Source organism: Williamsia sterculiae (assembly GCF_900156495.1).
Taxonomy (GTDB): domain Bacteria; phylum Actinomycetota; class Actinomycetes; order Mycobacteriales; family Mycobacteriaceae; genus Williamsia_B; species Williamsia_B sterculiae.
Genome location: NZ_FTNT01000001.1, coordinates 259,875 through 276,997, shown reverse-complemented (window position 1 = coordinate 276,997; position 17,123 = coordinate 259,875). Strand labels below are relative to the sequence as shown.

At 65.4% G+C, this 17,123-nt stretch carries 20 protein-coding genes; 6 read left to right on the top strand and 14 right to left on the bottom strand.

All coding sequences use genetic code 11. The features are described from left to right. The first annotated feature begins 41 nt into the window (after positions 1-41). A complete protein-coding gene (locus tag BW971_RS01125) occupies positions 42-1,139 on the top strand; it encodes an amidohydrolase family protein (RefSeq protein ID WP_083709150.1) in 1,098 nt (365 codons plus the stop codon). A 71-nt stretch (positions 1,140-1,210) separates the two neighbouring features. Here the strand turns inward: BW971_RS01125 and BW971_RS01120 are convergent, their stop codons facing one another. Together BW971_RS01120 and BW971_RS01115 are read right to left on the bottom strand one after the other, a co-directional pair. Beyond that, complete coding sequence (locus tag BW971_RS01120) at positions 1,211-1,609, bottom strand: nuclear transport factor 2 family protein (protein WP_143690147.1); 399 nt, start codon at positions 1,607-1,609, stop codon at positions 1,211-1,213. 274 nt (positions 1,610-1,883) lie between these two features. Next, positions 1,884-2,834 (bottom strand): Dyp-type peroxidase, encoded by a 951-nt coding sequence (locus tag BW971_RS01115; RefSeq protein ID WP_076475744.1) that lies wholly within the window; start codon positions 2,832-2,834, stop codon positions 1,884-1,886. Between the two features lie 270 nt (positions 2,835-3,104). Here BW971_RS01115 and BW971_RS01110 point away from each other — a divergent pair, with 270 nt between their 5' ends. Beyond that, the gene (locus tag BW971_RS01110; RefSeq protein ID WP_076475742.1) at positions 3,105-4,058 is read left to right on the top strand and encodes a ferritin-like domain-containing protein; all 954 of its coding nucleotides are present in this window, start codon (positions 3,105-3,107) and stop codon (positions 4,056-4,058) included. Between the two features lie 24 nt (positions 4,059-4,082). Here the strand turns inward: BW971_RS01110 and BW971_RS01105 are convergent, their stop codons facing one another. The 5 genes from BW971_RS01105 to BW971_RS01085 are packed head-to-tail and all read right to left on the bottom strand — an operon-like array spanning position 4,083 to position 8,949. After that, complete coding sequence (locus tag BW971_RS01105) at positions 4,083-4,793, bottom strand: enoyl-CoA hydratase/isomerase family protein (RefSeq protein WP_076475740.1); 711 nt, start codon at positions 4,791-4,793, stop codon at positions 4,083-4,085. Between the two features lie 57 nt (positions 4,794-4,850). Beyond that, complete coding sequence (locus tag BW971_RS01100) at positions 4,851-6,191, bottom strand: LLM class flavin-dependent oxidoreductase (protein ID WP_234974152.1); 1,341 nt, start codon at positions 6,189-6,191, stop codon at positions 4,851-4,853. A gap of 10 nt (positions 6,192-6,201) precedes the next feature. Further along, on the bottom strand, positions 6,202-7,065 hold the full coding sequence (locus BW971_RS01095; RefSeq protein ID WP_076475737.1) for an ABC transporter permease: 864 nt from the start codon (positions 7,063-7,065) through the stop codon (positions 6,202-6,204). After that, positions 7,062-7,913 carry an ABC transporter ATP-binding protein gene (locus tag BW971_RS01090; protein WP_076476293.1) on the bottom strand — a complete coding sequence of 284 codons (852 nt, stop codon included), beginning with the start codon at positions 7,911-7,913 and terminating at the stop codon, positions 7,062-7,064. Before BW971_RS01090 ends, BW971_RS01095 begins: the two co-directional genes overlap by 4 nt. A gap of 4 nt (positions 7,914-7,917) precedes the next feature. Then, positions 7,918-8,949 carry an ABC transporter substrate-binding protein gene (locus tag BW971_RS01085; protein WP_143690146.1) on the bottom strand — a complete coding sequence of 344 codons (1,032 nt, stop codon included), beginning with the start codon at positions 8,947-8,949 and terminating at the stop codon, positions 7,918-7,920. Positions 8,950-9,151: 202 nt separating this feature from the next. On the opposite strand from BW971_RS01085, the gene BW971_RS01080 reads away from it, so the two are divergent. Beyond that, positions 9,152-10,090, top strand: coding sequence for a TauD/TfdA dioxygenase family protein (locus BW971_RS01080; RefSeq protein ID WP_076475733.1), 939 nt, complete (start codon positions 9,152-9,154; stop codon positions 10,088-10,090). Between the two features lie 69 nt (positions 10,091-10,159). On the opposite strand, the gene BW971_RS01075 is transcribed toward BW971_RS01080, so the two are convergent. The 5 genes from BW971_RS01075 to BW971_RS01060 form a co-directional block, all read right to left on the bottom strand. Further along, positions 10,160-10,993: an alpha/beta fold hydrolase gene (locus BW971_RS01075; RefSeq protein ID WP_076475731.1), complete on the bottom strand. Its 834-nt coding sequence runs from the start codon at positions 10,991-10,993 to the stop codon at positions 10,160-10,162. 136 nt (positions 10,994-11,129) lie between these two features. Then, positions 11,130-11,420 (bottom strand): GlsB/YeaQ/YmgE family stress response membrane protein, encoded by a 291-nt coding sequence (locus BW971_RS01070; protein WP_076476291.1) that lies wholly within the window; start codon positions 11,418-11,420, stop codon positions 11,130-11,132. 187 nt (positions 11,421-11,607) lie between these two features. Continuing rightward, on the bottom strand, positions 11,608-12,075 hold the full coding sequence (locus BW971_RS01065; RefSeq protein ID WP_076475729.1) for a PPOX class F420-dependent oxidoreductase: 468 nt from the start codon (positions 12,073-12,075) through the stop codon (positions 11,608-11,610). A gap of 79 nt (positions 12,076-12,154) precedes the next feature. Next, positions 12,155-12,298 (bottom strand): hypothetical protein, encoded by a 144-nt coding sequence (locus BW971_RS21615; RefSeq protein WP_200799334.1) that lies wholly within the window; start codon positions 12,296-12,298, stop codon positions 12,155-12,157. A gap of 95 nt (positions 12,299-12,393) precedes the next feature. Next, positions 12,394-12,870: a MarR family winged helix-turn-helix transcriptional regulator gene (locus tag BW971_RS01060; RefSeq protein ID WP_076475727.1), complete on the bottom strand. Its 477-nt coding sequence runs from the start codon at positions 12,868-12,870 to the stop codon at positions 12,394-12,396. Positions 12,871-12,955: 85 nt separating this feature from the next. Between BW971_RS01060 and BW971_RS22115 the strand changes: the two genes are divergently transcribed. Together BW971_RS22115 and BW971_RS01050 are read left to right on the top strand one after the other, a co-directional pair. Then, the gene (locus tag BW971_RS22115; protein ID WP_327200067.1) at positions 12,956-13,921 is read left to right on the top strand and encodes a quinone oxidoreductase family protein; all 966 of its coding nucleotides are present in this window, start codon (positions 12,956-12,958) and stop codon (positions 13,919-13,921) included. Positions 13,922-13,970: 49 nt separating this feature from the next. Beyond that, the gene (locus BW971_RS01050; RefSeq protein ID WP_407701177.1) at positions 13,971-14,750 is read left to right on the top strand and encodes a sulfite exporter TauE/SafE family protein; all 780 of its coding nucleotides are present in this window, start codon (positions 13,971-13,973) and stop codon (positions 14,748-14,750) included. On the opposite strand, the gene BW971_RS01045 is transcribed toward BW971_RS01050, so the two are convergent. Beyond that, positions 14,701-16,224, bottom strand: coding sequence for a hypothetical protein (locus tag BW971_RS01045; RefSeq protein WP_076475725.1), 1,524 nt, complete (start codon positions 16,222-16,224; stop codon positions 14,701-14,703). The genes BW971_RS01050 and BW971_RS01045 overlap by 50 nt on opposite strands. Before the next feature lie 120 nt (positions 16,225-16,344). On the opposite strand from BW971_RS01045, the gene BW971_RS01040 reads away from it, so the two are divergent. Continuing rightward, positions 16,345-16,749: a hypothetical protein gene (locus BW971_RS01040; RefSeq protein ID WP_076475724.1), complete on the top strand. Its 405-nt coding sequence runs from the start codon at positions 16,345-16,347 to the stop codon at positions 16,747-16,749. Positions 16,750-16,787: 38 nt separating this feature from the next. Here the strand turns inward: BW971_RS01040 and BW971_RS22065 are convergent, their stop codons facing one another. After that, positions 16,788-16,922: a hypothetical protein gene (locus tag BW971_RS22065; protein WP_268811109.1), complete on the bottom strand. Its 135-nt coding sequence runs from the start codon at positions 16,920-16,922 to the stop codon at positions 16,788-16,790. Positions 16,923-17,123: the final 201 nt, after the last annotated feature.

The window sequence follows — 17,123 nt, the reverse complement described above, 5'->3', positions numbered from 1 at the left end:
GCACCGACACTTTCGTCCACAACTACACGACCAAGGAACCAATGAAGCCGATCTCGCCCTCGTCACTCAACCGCCGTCAACTGTTCGGCGCCACCGCGGCCGCCGCGGGGGCGGCAGCCGTGGCCGGTACGACCGCCGGCGCCGCCAGCGCCGAGACCTCCCTACCGCGGGGGAACTATCGCATCGATCTGCACGCGCACTTTCTTCCTCCGGAGTACCGTGCGGCACTCATCTCCCACGGGTACTTCACCATCGGCGGTTATCCCACTCCACAGTGGTCACCCGAATCCGCGATCGACTTCATGGATAGATGGGGTATCCAGGCACAAGCTCTGTCGGTGTCGGACCCCGGTGTCTCGTTTCTCCGTGGACGCGAGGCTCGTGACATGGCTCGGTACTGCAACACATACGCCGCCAACCTCTTCAAGCGGGACGGTAGACGTTTCGGGGCCTTCGCCGTGCTGCCCATGCCCGACATCGCGGCGTCGGTGGTCGAGGCCACGTACGCCCTCGACACCCTGCGCCTAGACGGGGTCATCCTGTTGAGCGCCTACGACGGGGTGTACCTCGGCGACCCGCGCTTCGAGCCGCTGATGGCGGCGCTGAACGCACGCCGCGCGTACGTGTTCGTCCACCCTGCGTCCATTCCGGATGACGTCAAACCCAACCTGCCGCTGCCCGACTTCTTGTACGAGTTCACGTTCGACACCACCCGAGCAGCCACCTACATGATGACAACTGGGGTACGAAATCGCTATCCGAACATCCGTTTTCAGCTCGCCCACGCCGGCGGGACGCTGCCATTCCTGTCCAAACGAATCGGTGTCGCGTCGGAGACACCGCTGGGGAACGCCGCCATCCCGAAGGTCTCGCTGCTGGGCGCTCGCCAACTGATCTCCAGCTACTACTACGACACCGCGCTCAGCGCATCGGAAGCCGCGATGCGCTCCGTGCTCGCCGTCAGCGACCGCTCGCACATCGTCTTCGGATCCGACTGGCCCTTCAGCGCGCTCACGTTCACCGGAAGCGGCGACCCCGCTCCGGATCTGAGCGAGGTGTTCACCGCCGACCAACGCGTCGAGGTCGAACGAACCAACCCGCTACGTCAGCTCCCCCGACTTGCCGATGCGGTGCGGTGACATCGGATGCGCGGTGATTTACGCGTGGCCGGAAAAGACCATCCCTATGGGAGGCGCCGTATGAGCGGCAACTAATGCGCTTCGGCCCACGCGGTCGCGGCCGCCTGGATGTCAGGGAACCGCTCGGCCATCCGGGTAGCAAGTGCATGAGCTCCTTTGAGAGGACGCACCATGACCATGAAGTCAACGATTTTTCCCTCGTCGTCGTAGACGAGGAAGTCACACCCGGTCAGCTGGAGCCCATCGACTGTGGCCTCGAAGACGAAGGCGTGCATCGGGTCTTCGCTGATTTCCCTGATGTAGTGAAAGTCTTCGAAGACCTCGATCACCGAACGGAGGATCGCATTCGTGATTGCCTTACCCGTGTAGGGCTTGAACGCCACCGGACTGCGGAAGACAACCTGATCGGCCAACATGGACTCCACCTCATCCATGTTCGCGGTCTCGATCGCCTCGCGGAATCGCATCACAACAACCTCCGGAAATCCCCATCGTCACGTCACGGAACGTCACCCGTCGGTGCAGCCGCCACGGACAGTGTTCGACGCCTGCACCGGAGCCACCCTGAGAACGGTACGCGGTGTCTGCGGCGTCATCGGGTGTCTTCCGCAAGTGCCATGTCATCAATGTCGACGTTGGTGTCGGCGATGGCCGATCGTCTATCCCTCATCACCGGGCGTTGATCCGACGACCGGTACCAACCGATGAGCCCGGTCATCGATGCCGGCGGGCCGGGTTCCCGCATCATCCGTCCAGATCGTCCAGGAACTGTCGGTTGGGCGCGAAGAAGGTGCAGCCGGTGACCGGCGTCGAGTAATCGAGGATACGGTCGTGTTTGCCGGGGGGATCACCGATGAACATGCGCTCCAACATCTGCTCGACCACCCACAGGTGCCGCGAGTACCCGATGAAATACGTCCCGTACTCGTTGCGACCCGGCGTCGCGAAAGGCATGTTGTCCCGGACGATGTCGTGTTCACCGTCGTCGTCGGTGATCGTGCACAGCGTCTTGTGCGACTTCTGCGCATCGCCCTCGGCGTCGGGTAACTCGATGTTGTCGAATTTGGTCCGACCGATGATGTCCTGCTGCGTCTCCGTGCTCTGACTCCGCCAGTCCTTTATCTTGTGCAGGTACTTCTGGATGACCACATAGCTGCCGCCAGCGTATTTCTCGTCCTCATCGCCGACCAGGGTGCTCGGCAGCGCATCGAGACCGTAGGGATTCGCGGTCCCGTCGACGAACTCGAGGAGGTCGCGCGCATCGAAGTAACGGAATCCGCTGACGTCGTCGACCGCGGTGACCGCATCTCCGAAGGCCTCGAGCAACAGTTTCTCGAACTCGAACACCATGTCGTTACCGTCAGCGCGGATGTGGAAGAGCAGGTCTCCGGACGTGGCGACAGCCGTGTGCTCGTGACCCTCGATCACCTGAAACGGCTTGAGCTCCTTGGGTTTGGGCTGACCGGTCAGACTGTCCCACACTCGACTACCGATACCGACGTTGACGCTGAACTCGCTCTGCAGCGATCGCAGACGAACGTCCTTGATGAGGTCCGCGGTACTGGCGACCACCGAGCGGGCGGTGCTCATCGCGTCCTCACCGTCGTTGACGGTGAGGACCAGGAACGCGGCGGCACGAGTCAGTGGTGTGGTGACGTCCTGGGGTCGGGTGGCGATCGCGTGCGGATCAGTCATACACCGAACTCTAGTGCGGCACGCACCAGCGCATCACCCCGCCAGGGTGAGTCCAGCGCTGTCAACGAACACCTCCGATGGCAACGGGTGTGGCGCGTGGGGACGAGCGACGGTCGACCGCCACGACCTACGAAGAATCGCGATGACTCGAAACCGTGCACCGAGTACCTCGTGACACTACTGTGACAACCGATCGAGAAACGGTCGCCGGATACACGGCATCTTCACTCGAGGGGCGCGGGTAGGAGACACCTTCAGACAGGGGACTCCATGTTCGACCGCACGTTCATCAAGAATTCCATCAGCCGGAGCGCCGAGAACCCGGTGGATCGTCGGCGCTTCATGCGCGCCGCAGGTCTCACCGGGCTGGGCATCGGGGGCGCGATGGTCGCAGGCACCGCCGTCGCCGGAGCGGACAGCCCCGACATCCCGCCGGGTGTCGGCGGACTCATCCCGGGACCGGCGCAGCCCATCACCGACTCCGCCATCCTCAACTTCGCGCTCAATCTCGAGTACCTCGAAGCCGAGTTCTACTCCCGTGCAGTGTTCGGCAAGGGGCTCGACGACGGTCTGGTCGGCGGCATCGGCCCGTTGGGCAACGTCACGGGTGGTACCAAGGTGAACTTCACGACCAAGGCCATCGCGAACTACGCGAAGGAGATCGCCGAGGACGAGGTCGCCCACGTCCGGTTTCTGCGTAAGGCCTTGGGCAATCAGGCCGTTGCTCGACCGGCCATCGATCTCGACGCGAGCTTCACCGCCGCCGCCAAGGCCGCCGGGCTGGTCAGCGGGAACCAGAAGTTCGACCCGTTCGCCAACGAGCAGAACTTCTTGCTCGGTGCTTTCGTCTTCGAGGACGTGGGGGTGACCGCGTACAAGGGCGCGGCTCCCCTGGTCGGTAACAAGACCTACCTCGATGCCGCCGCCGGGATCCTGGCCGTGGAGGCCTATCACGCGGGGATCATCCGTACCACGCTGAGCTCACTGGGCCTGGCCGATTCTGCATCCGCCATCTCCGACGCGCGGGACTCGCTCGATGGATCGGCAGACAAGGACCAGGGTCTCGCCGGGGGCACCAACCTCGTCCCTGCCGATGGCAACGCGATCGCCTTCGGCCGCACACCATTTCAGGTTCTCAACGTGGTGTACCTGAACCCCGGTCCGGTTACGTCGGGCGGGTTCCTCCCCAAGGGAGCGAACGGCGCGCTGCGCGTCAGCGGCTGACCGCCCCAGGTATCTCGTCGGGTGTCAGCGGTCGCTGACCACGGCTTGGTCGTTCACGCCCACCGCCGGTTCGCGCAGTCGTTCCAGCGTGGCGGCGTGCAACTTGGTCTTGATCTCCTGCAGGGCGCGACCGCGGGTGTTCTGCACCAACCGTGCCCGCTCCAGGGCACGCGGCATCAGGTCGTCCAGCGAGACCGCCTCGTCCACCACACCGAGCTCCACCGCCTGCGGGCCGCCGTACCGGAGCCCGCCCACCAGGAGTTCGTGCGCGGCGCGGGGCGTGGTCCGGTCGGCGACGAAGTCGATGGTGCCGGGCGCGTAGCTGGCTCCGATGTTCACCCCGGGCATGCAGAAGTATCCGCGGTCCGCCCGCATCAGCGCATGGTCGTGGGCCAGGGAGAACAATGCACCGCCACCGAAGGTGTGCCCCGGCAACGCGGCGACAGTCGGCGTCGCCAGTTCCAACATCCGGGCGAACAACAACTGGACGGCTGTCGTGAACGCGTCGAGCTGATCCAGGTGCGCCATCACCCAGCCGGTGTCGAGACCGGTGGAATAGTACTTGCCGGTCGCGGTGGTGATCAGCGCGGTCGGCCCCTCCGCCGCATCCACCTGATCCAGCAGATCGTGCACCTCGGCCAGCCAGTCGGGTGTGAAGGCGTTCTCGCTGTTCTCCACCCCGGGACTACCGAGATACAGGACGAAGATGTTGTCGACCATCGTCAGGTGGGGCATGGGGTCAGTCTTGCAGAGCCACCCACATCCGATCGTCCGACCGGCGATATCCGCCTGTCAGCGCGCCGTCGACAGCGATCCGGCCCGCGTGTTGTGGACCGGCGGAAGTCCGTAGTGCCCGCGCAACGTCTCGGCGCCGTACTCGGTGCGGAACAGTCCGCGGCGCTGCAGCAGCGGTACCACCTCGTCGACGAAGATCTGCAGGCCACCGGGAAGATGCGGCGGCATGATGTTGAATCCGTCCGCGGCCCCATGGGTGAACCAGAGCTCAAGGTCGTCGGCCAACTGCTCGGGAGTTCCCGCGAACGAACGGTGTCCGCGTCCCCCACCGAGGCGACCGATCAGCTCGCGGACGGTCAGGCGCTCGGTCTCGGCAAGCCGCTTGACGAGGGTGAACCTGCTCTTGGCACCCTCGATCGCGGCTTCCTCCGGCAGTGGAGGCAGCGGAGCGTCCAACTCCTGTCCACTGAGATCCATACCCAGCATCCGCGAGAGCTGCCCGAGGGCGTAGTCCGGTGAGATGAGGTCGGTGAATTCACGTTCCAGGGCGACGGCCTCCGCTTCGGTGGACGCGAGATAGGGCACCACACCGGGCAGGATCGCGACATCCCCCTCGGCTCGCCCGGATGCCCGCACGCGCTCGCGCAGGTCGGAGTAGAAGTCCTGACCGTCGGCCAACGACCGCTGAGCGGTGAAGATGGCCTCGGCGTGTCGCGCGGCGAAGTCCTTACCCGCCTCGGAGGATCCGGCTTGGACCAGCAACGGCCGACCCTGCGGTCCGCGCGGGGTGTTCAGCGGCCCGCGCACGCGGAACCGCTCGCCGACGTGGTCGATGGCGCGGACACGTGTCGGATCGGCGAAGACACCCGCCCCCGGGTCCAGGACCACCGCGTCGTCATCCCAGCTGTCCCAGAGGGCGGTGACCACGTCCAGGAACTCCTGCGCGCGCTCGTAGCGGCGTGCGTGTTCGGGAATCGTCTCGTGACCGAAGTTGCGCGCCTCGTCCTCGGTGCCCGAGGTGACGATGTTCCAACCGGCTCGACCACGGCTGAGGTGATCGAGCGATGCGAACTCCCTTGCCAGATTGAAGGGTTCGTTGTACGACGTCGACGCGGTCGCGATCAGGCCGATGTGCTCGGTGGCCACGGCGATCGCCGAGAGGAGGGTGACCGGTTCGAACACCGCGGTCACGTTCCGCTTCACCCGCGGACCCACGGCGACATTGTCGGCGAAGAAGATCGAGTCGAGTCTGCCGCGTTCGGCGATCTGCGCGAGTTCCTGGTAGTGCCGTACGTCCAGGATCCGCCGCTCGTCGGTCGATGGATGTCGCCAGGCGGCCTCGTGGTGACCGACCCCCATCAGGAACGCGTTCAGGTGCATCTCACGAGCTCTGGTCACGATTGTCCTCTCATGCGCCGGTCCGCCACCGCGAGAACCGGCGTTCCAGCGCGATCAGCAGATAGTTGAACGCCACTCCGATCCCGGCGACCGTGATGATTCCCGCATACATCTGCGGTATCTGGAAGTTGAACTGCTCACTGCTGATCAGGTAACCCAGACCTGCCTTGGCACCGACGAATTCGGTGGTGATGAGCACCAGGATGGATGCGGCTCCGGCCAATCGGATCCCGGTGAAGATGGTGGGCAACGCGGCGGGCAGCACGACCTTGCGGAACAACGCGAAGCTGCCGATCCCGAACGATCGCGCCGATCGGATGAGCAGCGGGTCGACGTTCTTGGCACCGCCGATGGTGTTGTACAGCACCGGCCAGAAGCTCGCGTAGGCGATGATCGCGATCTTGGAGGTCTCGCCGATGCCCAGGATCAGCGTGAACACCGGCAGCAACGCCACGGCTGCGGTGTTCAGGAAGATCGCGAACAGCGGGCTCAGCACCTGCTCCACGTGGCGATACCACGCGATCAACAACCCCACCGGAACCGCGACCACGATGGCGATGGCGAACCCGGACAGCGACCGGGTGAGGCTGGCCCGGACGTCGGTCCACAACTCCCCCGACTGCGCCAACGACCACCACGCGTGCACGACCTGCGTGAACGGCGGAAGGAAGGTCGTGTCGACCCAGCCGAACCGTGGCGCGAACTCCCAGAGCAACAGGAAGGCCACGATGGCGACGGACCGGGTGAGCACCGTGCCCGCCGCGCTGAGGACCCTCCGCCTCCGTACGCCTTTCGCGGATCCGACGGTTTGTGACGGGTCGACCGCGGTGGATGCGGTGACCGATGGTATCGAGGTGGTGTCTGCGAGGGTCATCCCGACACCGCCCCGCTCAGCTCACCCTGGGTCAGACTTTCTGCGGTGAGATTGTTCGCGCGTAGCACCTCATCGTGCAGTGATTCCCATACGCGACTGCGATATCGGACGAATTCGGGTGACGACCGCACATCGGTGCTCAGATCCACCTCGCCGAGGTCGATCTCGAGCGCCTCCTTCACGCGACCGGGTCGCGACGTCATGATGAGGACCCGCTGTCCGAGGAAGATCGCCTCCTCGATTCCGTGGGTGATGAACAGGACGGTCGTCGCCGTACGCTCCCAGATCGACCGTAGTTCCACCTGCAGCAGCTCACGGGTCTGGGCGTCGAGCGCCGCATACGGTTCGTCCATCAACAAGACCTCGGGCTCGTAGGCGAGACTGCGGGCGATGGCCACCCGCTGTTTCATACCACCGGACAACTCGTGTGGATATCGGTTGGCGAACGCGGCCAAACCGACCAGCTCGAGGACTTCACGGGCGCGGTCGGCGCGGTCCCGCTTGCGCAGACCCTTTGCTTCCAAACCGAATTCGACGTTGGCCTGGGCCGTGCGCCAGGGAAACAGCGCATACTGTTGGAACACGATGCCCCGGTCCAGCCCCGGTCCGGTGATCAGTTCACCGTCCAGCCGGACCTCTCCGGACGTCGGTGTCGACAGTCCGCCGACCAGATCCAGCAGCGTCGACTTGCCACAGCCGCTGGGTCCGACCAGGGTCACGAACTCCCCGGCGGCGACGTCGATACTGATGTCATCGAGGGCCGTGAGCGACGTGCCCCGTGCGCGGTCGGGAAAGCTCTTGGTGACGTTGCGCAGGGAGATCTTGGCATGCGTCTGGGCGTCGGACATCACGTCAGCCCTGCGCCGATCCTGTGGAACCCGACTGTCCGGCATACGGGTTGAACTTGTTGGTGTAGATCTTGGACGCGTCCAGCGATCCCTTCACCGCACCGGTGTCCTGAAGCCAGCTCTCCCAGCGGGTGAAGTCCTGGTCGGACTGCAATCCCCCCTTGGACGGGATACCCACGCTCAGCCAGTACTTCAACGCCGACGTGTCCTCGTTCGGCCGCTTGCGCTTGTTGACGATCTCGGTGAACTTCGCGATCACCTGATCACGAGGGGTGGTGCGCTCCCACTCGATGGCCTTGGCGATTCCGGCGGTGAACGCGCGGACCGCATCGGGGTTCTTCGCGATCAGATCGTTGCGGAAAACGTACGGGCCCCCGTTGAACGGACCGTAGAGCGCGAGATCGGTGAACACCGCGCGCAGGCCACCGTTGGCCACCGCCCTCTGCTGGAACTGCCCGGACAGCCCGGCGGCGTCGATCTGCCCCTTGCGCAGCGCATCTTCGGTGTTGGGGGCGGGAAGTGCCACCAGTTGGACCGTCTTGATCTGCTCCTGCGTCAGGCCATCCTTCTTCAGCTGGTCGTGGATGTCCGCCTCGAGCTGCCCGCCGAGGGTGTTGACACCGATCTTCTTACCCACCAGATCGGTGGGTTTGGTGATCGGGCTGTTGTCGGGAACGTAGAAGCCCGCGATGGTCTTGTCGTCGGTGCCGTAGTAGTTCACCACGGCGGTCACCGGTGCGCCCGAACTGACCAATTTGGCCACGGCACCGGCGAACGCGCCGCCGAAGTCTGTCTGACCGGTGGCCGCGGACTGGATGTCCTGTGGACCGCTGATGGTGTTGCCCACCCAGTTCAGCTTGATCTTGCCGTCGAAGAACCCCAGCTCATCGGCGACCTCGGGGAGGATGACCTGCCCCGGCCACCCTTGATACCGCAACGTGGTGACACCGTTCTTGTCGGCGGCAGCGGTATTGCCGCAGGCGCCGAGCACACTCGCGGTCAGTACCACGGCGAGCGCGGTGACCAGGGTTCGCATGGTTCGCACCATTGCTCCGTTCGTCGGGAATGCGTGAAGTCTCAGCGCACACTCCAACCGACGGAAGCCGCAACCGACAACACTTCGACCCAGCGTCGGCAAAACCGTTGTGCGCCCGCCTCTCGTCTCGTTCACTGTGAGCATCTCTACTCATGCGCACGGCTCGCGCACACCAATCACCCTCGGACAAAAGGATCTCAACATGGTCGAGAGCATCAATGGCGATCGCCTCACGGTGACCAAGATCGGTGGACGGATCGGCGCCCAGATCGACGGTGTCGCACTGTCCGGTGATCTCGGCACCACAACGGTGCGGGCGATCAACGATGCACTGCTCGAACACAAGGTGCTGTTCTTCCGCGACCAGCAGCATCTCGACGACGAGGGTCAGGAGCAGTTCGCGCGGCTACTCGGCGAGCCGACGATCGCCCATCCCACCGTCACCTCGCGGGGTCATACGGTGTTGCCGATCGACTCCGACAACGGCAAGGCCAACAGCTGGCACACCGACGTCACCTTTGTCGACCGGGTTCCCAAGGCATCGATCCTGCGGGCGATCACCCTCCCGCCCTACGGGGGAACAACGGTCTGGGCCAACACCGTCACCGCATATGAGTCACTTCCCGAGCCGCTCAAGCGGTTGGTCGAGAACCTACGGGCGGTACACACCAACCTGTACGACTACGCCGACAATCACGACGACGCCGATCAGCCGGTGTCGGACGCGGTGGCCGGTTATCGCGCGGAGTTCCGCTCGCAGCGCTTCGAGACAGAGCACCCGGTGGTGCGCGTACACCCCGAGACCGGTGAACGGTCCCTGCTGCTCGGCCACTTCGTCCGGGAATTCGTCGGACTGAGCGCCAAGGAGTCGAGCGCGCTCTTCGATCTGCTGCAGGCCCGAACCATTCGCCTGGAGAACACCGTGCGGTGGTCCTGGCGGTCGGGTGACCTGGCGATCTGGGACAACCGCGCGACCCAGCACTATGCGGTCGCCGACTACGACGACGCGTACCGGCGTCTGAACCGGATCACCCTGGCCGGTGACGTCCCGGTGGACGTGCACGGTGAGCGCAGCCGCACGCTGAAGGGTGACGCGTCGCACTACTCCGACATCGTGGAACCGCTCGCGCACGCCGGCTGAACCACGACAGCGGGCCGACCCGAGCGCCTCGGATCGGCCCGCTGGTCGGTGGCCTGTTGTCGCGCTCGATCAACCGTTCAGAAACTCGAGCAGGATCTCGTTGATCTCCTCGGCGTGGGTCCACAGCAGCCCGTGTGGCGCGCCCTCGATCGCCTCGAACCGCGCGTCTGGAAGTGCCTCGGCGAAGCGCCGCCCGGTTGCGTCGATGGGCAGGATGTTGTCGGCGGTCCCGTGCACGATCAGCGCGGGCTTGTCGATCTTGGGGACGTCCTCGCGGAAGTCGGTGAGCCATGTGGGTTGGCACCAGACGGACGCGTACGGCGACGCGTTGTAGGCGAGTTGGGTGTTGGCGCGTAATGCCTGGTCGCTCAAACGGTTACCGAGAAAGTCGTCGGTATTGAAGAAGTTCTGGAAGAACTCGGTGAAGAACGCGTAGCGGTCGGTCCGGACGGCCTCCAGAAGCGGGTCGAACACCGACTGGTCGACCCCATCGGGGTTGTCGTCGGTCTTGAGCAGGAACGGTTCGAGCGACCCGAGAAATGCCGCCTTGGCGATACGTTCGGAACCGTACCGTCCGAAATAGCGCCCCACTTCGCCCGTACCCATCGAGAACCCGACCAACACCGCATCACGCAGATCGAGTGTGTCCAGGACGATTTTCAGGTCGCGCGCGAAGGTGTCGTAGTCGTATCCGATGGTGGGCCGGCTCGACCTGCCGAAACCGCGTCGGTCGTAGGTGATGACCCGATATCCGCCGTCCAGCAAGGCCGCGGTCTGCTTCTCCCACGACGACCCGTCGAGCGGATAACCATGGATGAGGACGACGGGCTGACCGTCGCCGTGGTCTTCGTAGTACAGCTCGATGGAGTCGGTGTTCTCGTCTCCGACCTTGATGTGGCCCACTACAGATCCTCCTGTTGGTTGGTGGTCGTGCTGTGTGGCGCGCGCTGCGCGATTCGCGCCGATCGGTGGCACCGACGAACCGACCGCCCCGATCAGAAGATCCGGGGCGGTCGGGGTCAGCGGCGTCGGGCGTCGGTCAGTGGGTCTGTCCGGCCCTCTTCAGGGCTCGCCCACCGGAAATGCGAACGTAGATGCCGATCAGGATGATGGCGACGACGATACCGACGATGAACGGGATGACCTCCCAACCACCGTTGCTGTTGTTGTATCCCAACTTGTAGGTCAGCCACGATCCGATGGCCGATCCGATGATGCCCAACAGGATCGTCATGATGATGCCGATGCTCTGCTTCCCGGGCATGATCAGGCGGGCGAGACCGCCGACGATCAGACCGACAACGATGGCGCTGATGATTGTCCCGATCACGATTGCCTCCACTCGTCTTCCGCGGGCGGGTGTGCACGCGGTGTTGTCGCCGAGGACGCTCCGGGCTCGGATCGGAACCACAGACCGCCGCTGTGCGGCGCCTGATCTGACGCTAGACGTCCGCGCGGGCGCCGAGAAGGCATTGGCGGAACCGGTATCGAATCTTGGTGATGGTCACGAAAAGGTCTCAGTCCTGGACCAGGCTCGGCGGGAAGCCGCCGGTCGCTATCGGCCCCCACCCGGTGAGCCGGATGCGGATGACGGACTTCCCCTGGTTCACCATCGCCTCGCGGTATTCATCCCAGTCGGGATGTTCACCCGAGATCGACCGGAAGTACTCGACCAGCGGTTCGACCGATTCCGGGATGTCGGTCACCTCGGCGACGCCGTCGATCTGCACCCACGCGTCGTTGAAGTCGTCGCCCAGGGAAATCAGCGACGTCTCCGGGCTGCGGCGCAGGTTCACGACCTTGGCACGTTGCGGGTAGGTCGAGATGAGGATGTCGCCGTCGTCGGCCAGGCCGTAGGTGATGGGGCTCAGCTGCGGTCCGCCGCCGGATCGGGTGGCCAGCAGAACCCCGTTGCGACGGCTGCGCAGAAACGTCAGCAGTTCCTCACGTCCGACCCTGTCGGCCTTCGCCACCCTGCGCGCCATACCCCACCTTCCGACATCTCGGCCACCGACTCACGGCGCCGCATCCAGTTCTACTCCTGGGTTGCGCCCGGTTGTCCGGTCAGGAGACGCCGGCCAGGCTCCAGCGTGCACCCGGGCGGATCTCCTCGGGAAAGAGTGGTCGCAGGCGGTCGTGGACGTCGTAGCGGCATCCGCCCTGATAGGTGTGCTGCTCGGAGCACAGCCGGCAGCCGTTCTGATACATGAGTCGCGCTCCCCCCGCTGATCATTAGGCGGGCTCATGGTCACACGACTCCGGAGGCACGGACGAATTCCTCGGTTGCGGTTCTCGTCACACCGTCACGTCGGCGCGTCCACTGACGACCCCGGCACGCCATCCACCTGGTGCCGGGCCACCGCGCTCGCGATACGGGACAACTCGCGCGCATCGCGGTCGCCGACGTGCGCGATCAGCTTGTAGACGTCGTCGGCGAAGCCCCGGGCCACCACGTCCACGATGACGCGTCCCTCGTCGGTGAGCGCGACGAAGGACACCCGACGATCGTCGCGCGACGCCTCCCGCCGGACCAGTCCGCGTCTGGCCGCCCTGTCCACGAGGCCGGTGACACTGGATTTGTCGAGTTCCAGCATGTGGGCCAGTTCCCGCATCCCCGGGGTGCGATCGCGCAGGATGCCCAGCAGGCGCACCTGCGTCAGCGACAGTTCGTGCGCGGCCGCGCGACGCGCCAAAGCGTTCTGCACCGCAAAGGACAGCTGTGCCAGCGCGTCGACGATGCCCAGGTCATCGGCACCGCCCGAGACGGGGTCCGTGGTCATGTCGCCACCCTACTTGACGTAGTTTGTGTCACCAACTAGTTTTGGTTTGTGACACCAACTATTTGATCACCCGATCGGAGTCGTCATGAGCACCATGCAGGCAGCCGTCGTCACCTCGTTCGACGAACCACCCCACCATCTCCCGTTCGACGTCCCCCCGGTCGCCGACGGTCAGATGCTTATCGACGTGGTCGCCGTCGGGTTGCATCCGCGAGTCCGTTCCGGCGCGTCCGGAACGCACTACACCTCCAGCGGTGACCTACCGCTGATTCCCGGAGTCGACGGAGTCGGCCGGGTACCCGGCGGCGGGCTGGTCTACTTCGTCGCCGACGGCGACGCCCTCGGACCGATGGCCGAGAAGGCCGTCGTCGATCGACGACGGATGATCCCGCTGCCGGACGACGTGGACACGTCCCGGATCGCCGCCGGGATGAACCCGGCGATGTCGTCATGGGTCGCGCTGCGCACCCGCGTGGCGATGCGGCCCGGCCAGACCGTGCTGGTCCTCGGAGCCACCGGAAACGCGGGGGCCATGGCGGTGCAGGCGGCCAAGCTGCTCGGCGCGGGTCGAGTGATCGCCGTCGGCCGCAACCCCGCTCGCCTCGCGCAACTATCCGATCTGGGTGCCGACGTGGCCATTCCCCTGCTCGACGACGATTCGGCCACCGCCGCGGCCATCTCCGAGGTCGGCGAGGGCGTCGACATCGTTCTCGACTATCTCTGGGGACCACCCACCGAACGCGTCATGATGGCGCTGATGCTGGGACGTGCGGACCGCAGCGCGCAGGTCGACTGGGTCCAGATCGGATCGGTCGCCGGTGCCGACATCACGCTTCCCTCGGCCCTGCTCCGAGCGTCCGCGCTGCGTCTGCTGGGCAACGGGCAGGGCTCGGTGTCCCCACGGGGATACCTCGCGGAACTGCCCGGTCTGGTGGAGATGCTCGCTGCGGGCCGGTTGCGCGTGTCGCCGCGGGACGTGCCACTCGCCGAGGTGGAGAGCGCGTGGCAGCACCGTGATTCAGGTGATGAACGGACCGTGATCGTGCCCTGACACCCGGTCCCCGGGAGTGCCCCGACCCGCCCTGCGTAGATTTTCGGTGATGACCGACCTGACGGTGTGGCAGGCCCTGTTGATCCTGCTGGCGGGTGCGGGTGCGGGCTCCATCAACTCCCTTGTGGGTAGCGGCACGCTGATCACCTTTCCCACCCTGGTCGCCTTCGGGATGCCCCCGGTCAGTGCGACCATCAGCAACGCGATCGGGTTGGTCGCCGGTGGCGTGTCGGGAACGTGGGGTTACCGCACAGAGCTGGTCGGTCAGCACCGTCGCCTGAGCTGGCAGATGCCCGCCTCGTTCGCGGGTGCGCTGGTGGGTTGCTTCCTGTTGCTGCACCTGCCGGAGAAAGTGTTCGAGGCGGTGGTACCGGCCCTGTTGGTCGCCGCGCTGATCCTCGTGGTGTTGCAACCTCGATTGCAGAAGTGGACCGCCGGGCGACATCCGGCCGATGCCATCCCGAGCACACGCCGCATGGCGGTCTTGTCGGCGGCGACCTTCGCCGTCGGGGTGTACGGCGGGTACTTCACAGCGGCACAGGGGATTCTGCTGATCGCTGCGGTTGGCATCATCCTGCCCGACGATCTGCAACGAATCAACGCCGCCAAGAACCTGCTGTCGCTGTTGGTCAACGTGGTCGCCGCCGTCACCTACGTGATCGTCGCCGGCGACCAGATCTCCTGGCCCGCCGCGGGTCTGATCGCGGCCGGCTCCTTGGTCGGCGGTTTCGTCGGCGCCCGCTACGGACGCCGACTCTCACCCACCGTGCTGCGCGCCATCATCGTGATCGTCGGCCTGATCGGGTTGTGGCGATTACTGGCCGGCTGAACCGATGAGCGCCGCTGGGCCACGCGCGTCGCAGGGTGTCCACCACCGCGTAGAGGAGACCGACGGCGGCCGCGGCCATGCAGGCCGCGTAGGCGCTGAGCATCGCGTCACCGCGGCCCGAGGTGTAGCCGCCGGATCCGCCACCGCCGGGGCCGCCGCTCGGTGCGCCGCCACCGCCGCCGCCCGGGCGTCCGCCGTTTCCGCCGCTCGGTCCGCCGCCACCGGGTGTGCCGCTGGGAGCCCCGCCCCCGGAGCCCATACCGCCGGGACGGCCTGACCCGGAACCCGTTCCGCCGGAACCCGGTCCGCCGCGTCCACCACCGCCGAAGCCCTGACCCTGGTCACCCGACAGTGACGAGTGGTAGACGCCGATCGCCGCGGCCTGTACCAACAACGGGATCAGGATGAAGCGCAACGGCAGGTAGAACGCCATGACCACGCTCAGCACTTCTGCGGTGTAGAAGTAGCGGTCGTGCATCGCGGGCAGCAGGAACGGCACCACGACGGCGCTGGCGGTGGCGACCACCAGTATCGAGGCGGGAGTCACCGGTGGTCGCTTCCACAGCGACCAGGCGAGGAATGCCGCGATCAGCCCGGCGGCCGTGGCGATCCCGGCGTAGGCCAACCAGGTCACGTCACCCGAGATCGGCAGCAGCTGGTAGAGATTGGCCGCCCCGAGGGTGAGCTTCTTGTAGGAGTCGGTCTGGTCCAGGTACACCGACAGCACGGTCTTCCAGTCGGCACCCACCGCCAGCGCCGGGATGTCGAGGGCGAGATACACCGCCGGGATGGCGAGCAACGCGTACCAGGGCAGGCGACGACGCAGCAGCAACCACAGCAGCACCGGGAAGACGAAGACGGCCTGCAGTTTGAACCCGAGGGCGATACCGAAGAACACACACGCCCAGAGGCTGTCGATCCTCGAGGCCCGGCTGCTGATGACGTCGCGTCGCGCGCGGAGCAGGAAGTAGATACCGCCCAGGGCGAACGCCGAGTAGATCCCGTCTGCCTGCCCCCACCACGCGCTGTTGGCGATGACCGACGGCAGCAGGAAGACGACACCCAAGGCGGCGGCGCGCACCGAGAAGCGCGCGGTGCGCAGGCCGACGATCCGATAGGCGAAGAAGGCGAGCACGAGATCGAAAACGATGGAGATCGCCTTGATTCCGACCAACGACGGGATGTGCAGATAGGTCAGCACGGCGATCAGGTACAGGTACGGGTAGTTGTAGTCCGCGAATTTGTCCTTCAACGCGGAGAAGCCACCGTTGTCGGCAATGGTGTCGTACCAGCGACTGAGGAACGCCGTGTAGTCCATCGTCCGTTCGTCGAGATAGGCGTAACGGATGCCCAGCCCGATGATCAGGATCGCGGCGATCACCGACCACCGCATCAGGCGGCCTCGCGTGCGCGGGCGCGGTTCGGCGGTGGTCGGTGCGACGGTGGACGCCGACTCGAGGGTTGACGAGGTCATGACGGCCAGTGTCGGAGATCAACCTGGATGTCCGGTGTGAACAAGCGGTGAGACCGCGTGGAGTCGCGGTCGTATCGTCACAGGACGACCAGTGATCGACTCGACGACGGGTGACACCCCATGCTCGCACTGACCGCCGGCATCATCGCCGGGCTGCTCGTGCTCGGGGGCTGGATGCATTCGGCCCGCCGACTGCGCAGCGCGGCCAATGACGCCGACCTGTCACTCGCGGTGGAGGTCGCGCGCCGAGCGACCGCCAGTCGTCGTACGGCCATCGACGAGGTGATCGAGCGCAAGCACAAGCTGGAGAACCGGGCCACCACACCCGCCCTCGGATCGGCGGTGGTCAGCGCGGTGGCTCTCGCCTTCACCAATCCGCTCTCCGACAGCGACGCCCATTCGCATGCGTGGCAGTTGAGCGTGTCGGCATTGGTGTTGTCGCTGATGGTGGCGGCGATCTGCCGCCTGCAGGTGGCCAGGCTGATCGGCCGCACCATAGAAACGTATCTGGGGCCGCACGATTGACGTGCGGCCCCAGATGACTGATCGGGTCAGCCCAGATGTCAGAGCATCATCAGGGCGATCAGAACCACCAGGGTCATGATCGTCACGGCGATCCACCCGTACGCGGGGGTCTGCCGTTCCTCGACGACCTCGCCCTTGTGGGCCGGATAGGTCAGATCAATGTTCGTGGTCATTCGACCTCACCCCTTTCTCTCGTCCTCACCTGATGGTAATTCGTTGTTTCCGCAGGTCATACGTGATGTTCGGCTAGCTGGACCGGCGCGTGTCGCGACGGCGACAGCACCCGCCCGACAGTGACCGGCACCACTCCGATCCGCACGCGACACCCATGCGTGATCGCACGCCCGTTCGGACTGCTTTGATGACCGAGACGG

Coding starts and splice junctions, on each gene's coding strand:
- BW971_RS01065 (WP_076475729.1), bottom strand. CDS start 12,075: ATGGCGCGCAGGGTGGCGAAGGCCGACAGGGTCGGACGTGAGGAACTG.
- BW971_RS21615 (WP_200799334.1), bottom strand. CDS start 12,298: ATGTATCAGAACGGCTGCCGGCTGTGCTCCGAGCAGCACACCTATCAG.
- BW971_RS01095 (WP_076475737.1), bottom strand. CDS start 7,065: ATGACCCTCGCAGACACCACCTCGATACCATCGGTCACCGCATCCACC.
- BW971_RS01115 (WP_076475744.1), bottom strand. CDS start 2,834: ATGACTGATCCGCACGCGATCGCCACCCGACCCCAGGACGTCACCACA.
- BW971_RS01125 (WP_083709150.1), top strand. CDS start 42: ATGAAGCCGATCTCGCCCTCGTCACTCAACCGCCGTCAACTGTTCGGC.
- BW971_RS01080 (WP_076475733.1), top strand. CDS start 9,152: ATGGTCGAGAGCATCAATGGCGATCGCCTCACGGTGACCAAGATCGGT.
- BW971_RS22065 (WP_268811109.1), bottom strand. CDS start 16,922: ATGACCACGAACATTGATCTGACCTATCCGGCCCACAAGGGCGAGGTC.
- BW971_RS01105 (WP_076475740.1), bottom strand. CDS start 4,793: ATGCCCCACCTGACGATGGTCGACAACATCTTCGTCCTGTATCTCGGT.
- BW971_RS01050 (WP_407701177.1), top strand. CDS start 13,971: ATGACCGACCTGACGGTGTGGCAGGCCCTGTTGATCCTGCTGGCGGGT.
- BW971_RS01060 (WP_076475727.1), bottom strand. CDS start 12,870: ATGACCACGGACCCCGTCTCGGGCGGTGCCGATGACCTGGGCATCGTC.
- BW971_RS01110 (WP_076475742.1), top strand. CDS start 3,105: ATGTTCGACCGCACGTTCATCAAGAATTCCATCAGCCGGAGCGCCGAG.
- BW971_RS01040 (WP_076475724.1), top strand. CDS start 16,345: ATGCTCGCACTGACCGCCGGCATCATCGCCGGGCTGCTCGTGCTCGGG.
- BW971_RS01045 (WP_076475725.1), bottom strand. CDS start 16,224: ATGACCTCGTCAACCCTCGAGTCGGCGTCCACCGTCGCACCGACCACC.
- BW971_RS01085 (WP_143690146.1), bottom strand. CDS start 8,949: ATGCGAACCCTGGTCACCGCGCTCGCCGTGGTACTGACCGCGAGTGTG.
- BW971_RS22115 (WP_327200067.1), top strand. CDS start 12,956: ATGAGCACCATGCAGGCAGCCGTCGTCACCTCGTTCGACGAACCACCC.
- BW971_RS01090 (WP_076476293.1), bottom strand. CDS start 7,913: ATGTCCGACGCCCAGACGCATGCCAAGATCTCCCTGCGCAACGTCACC.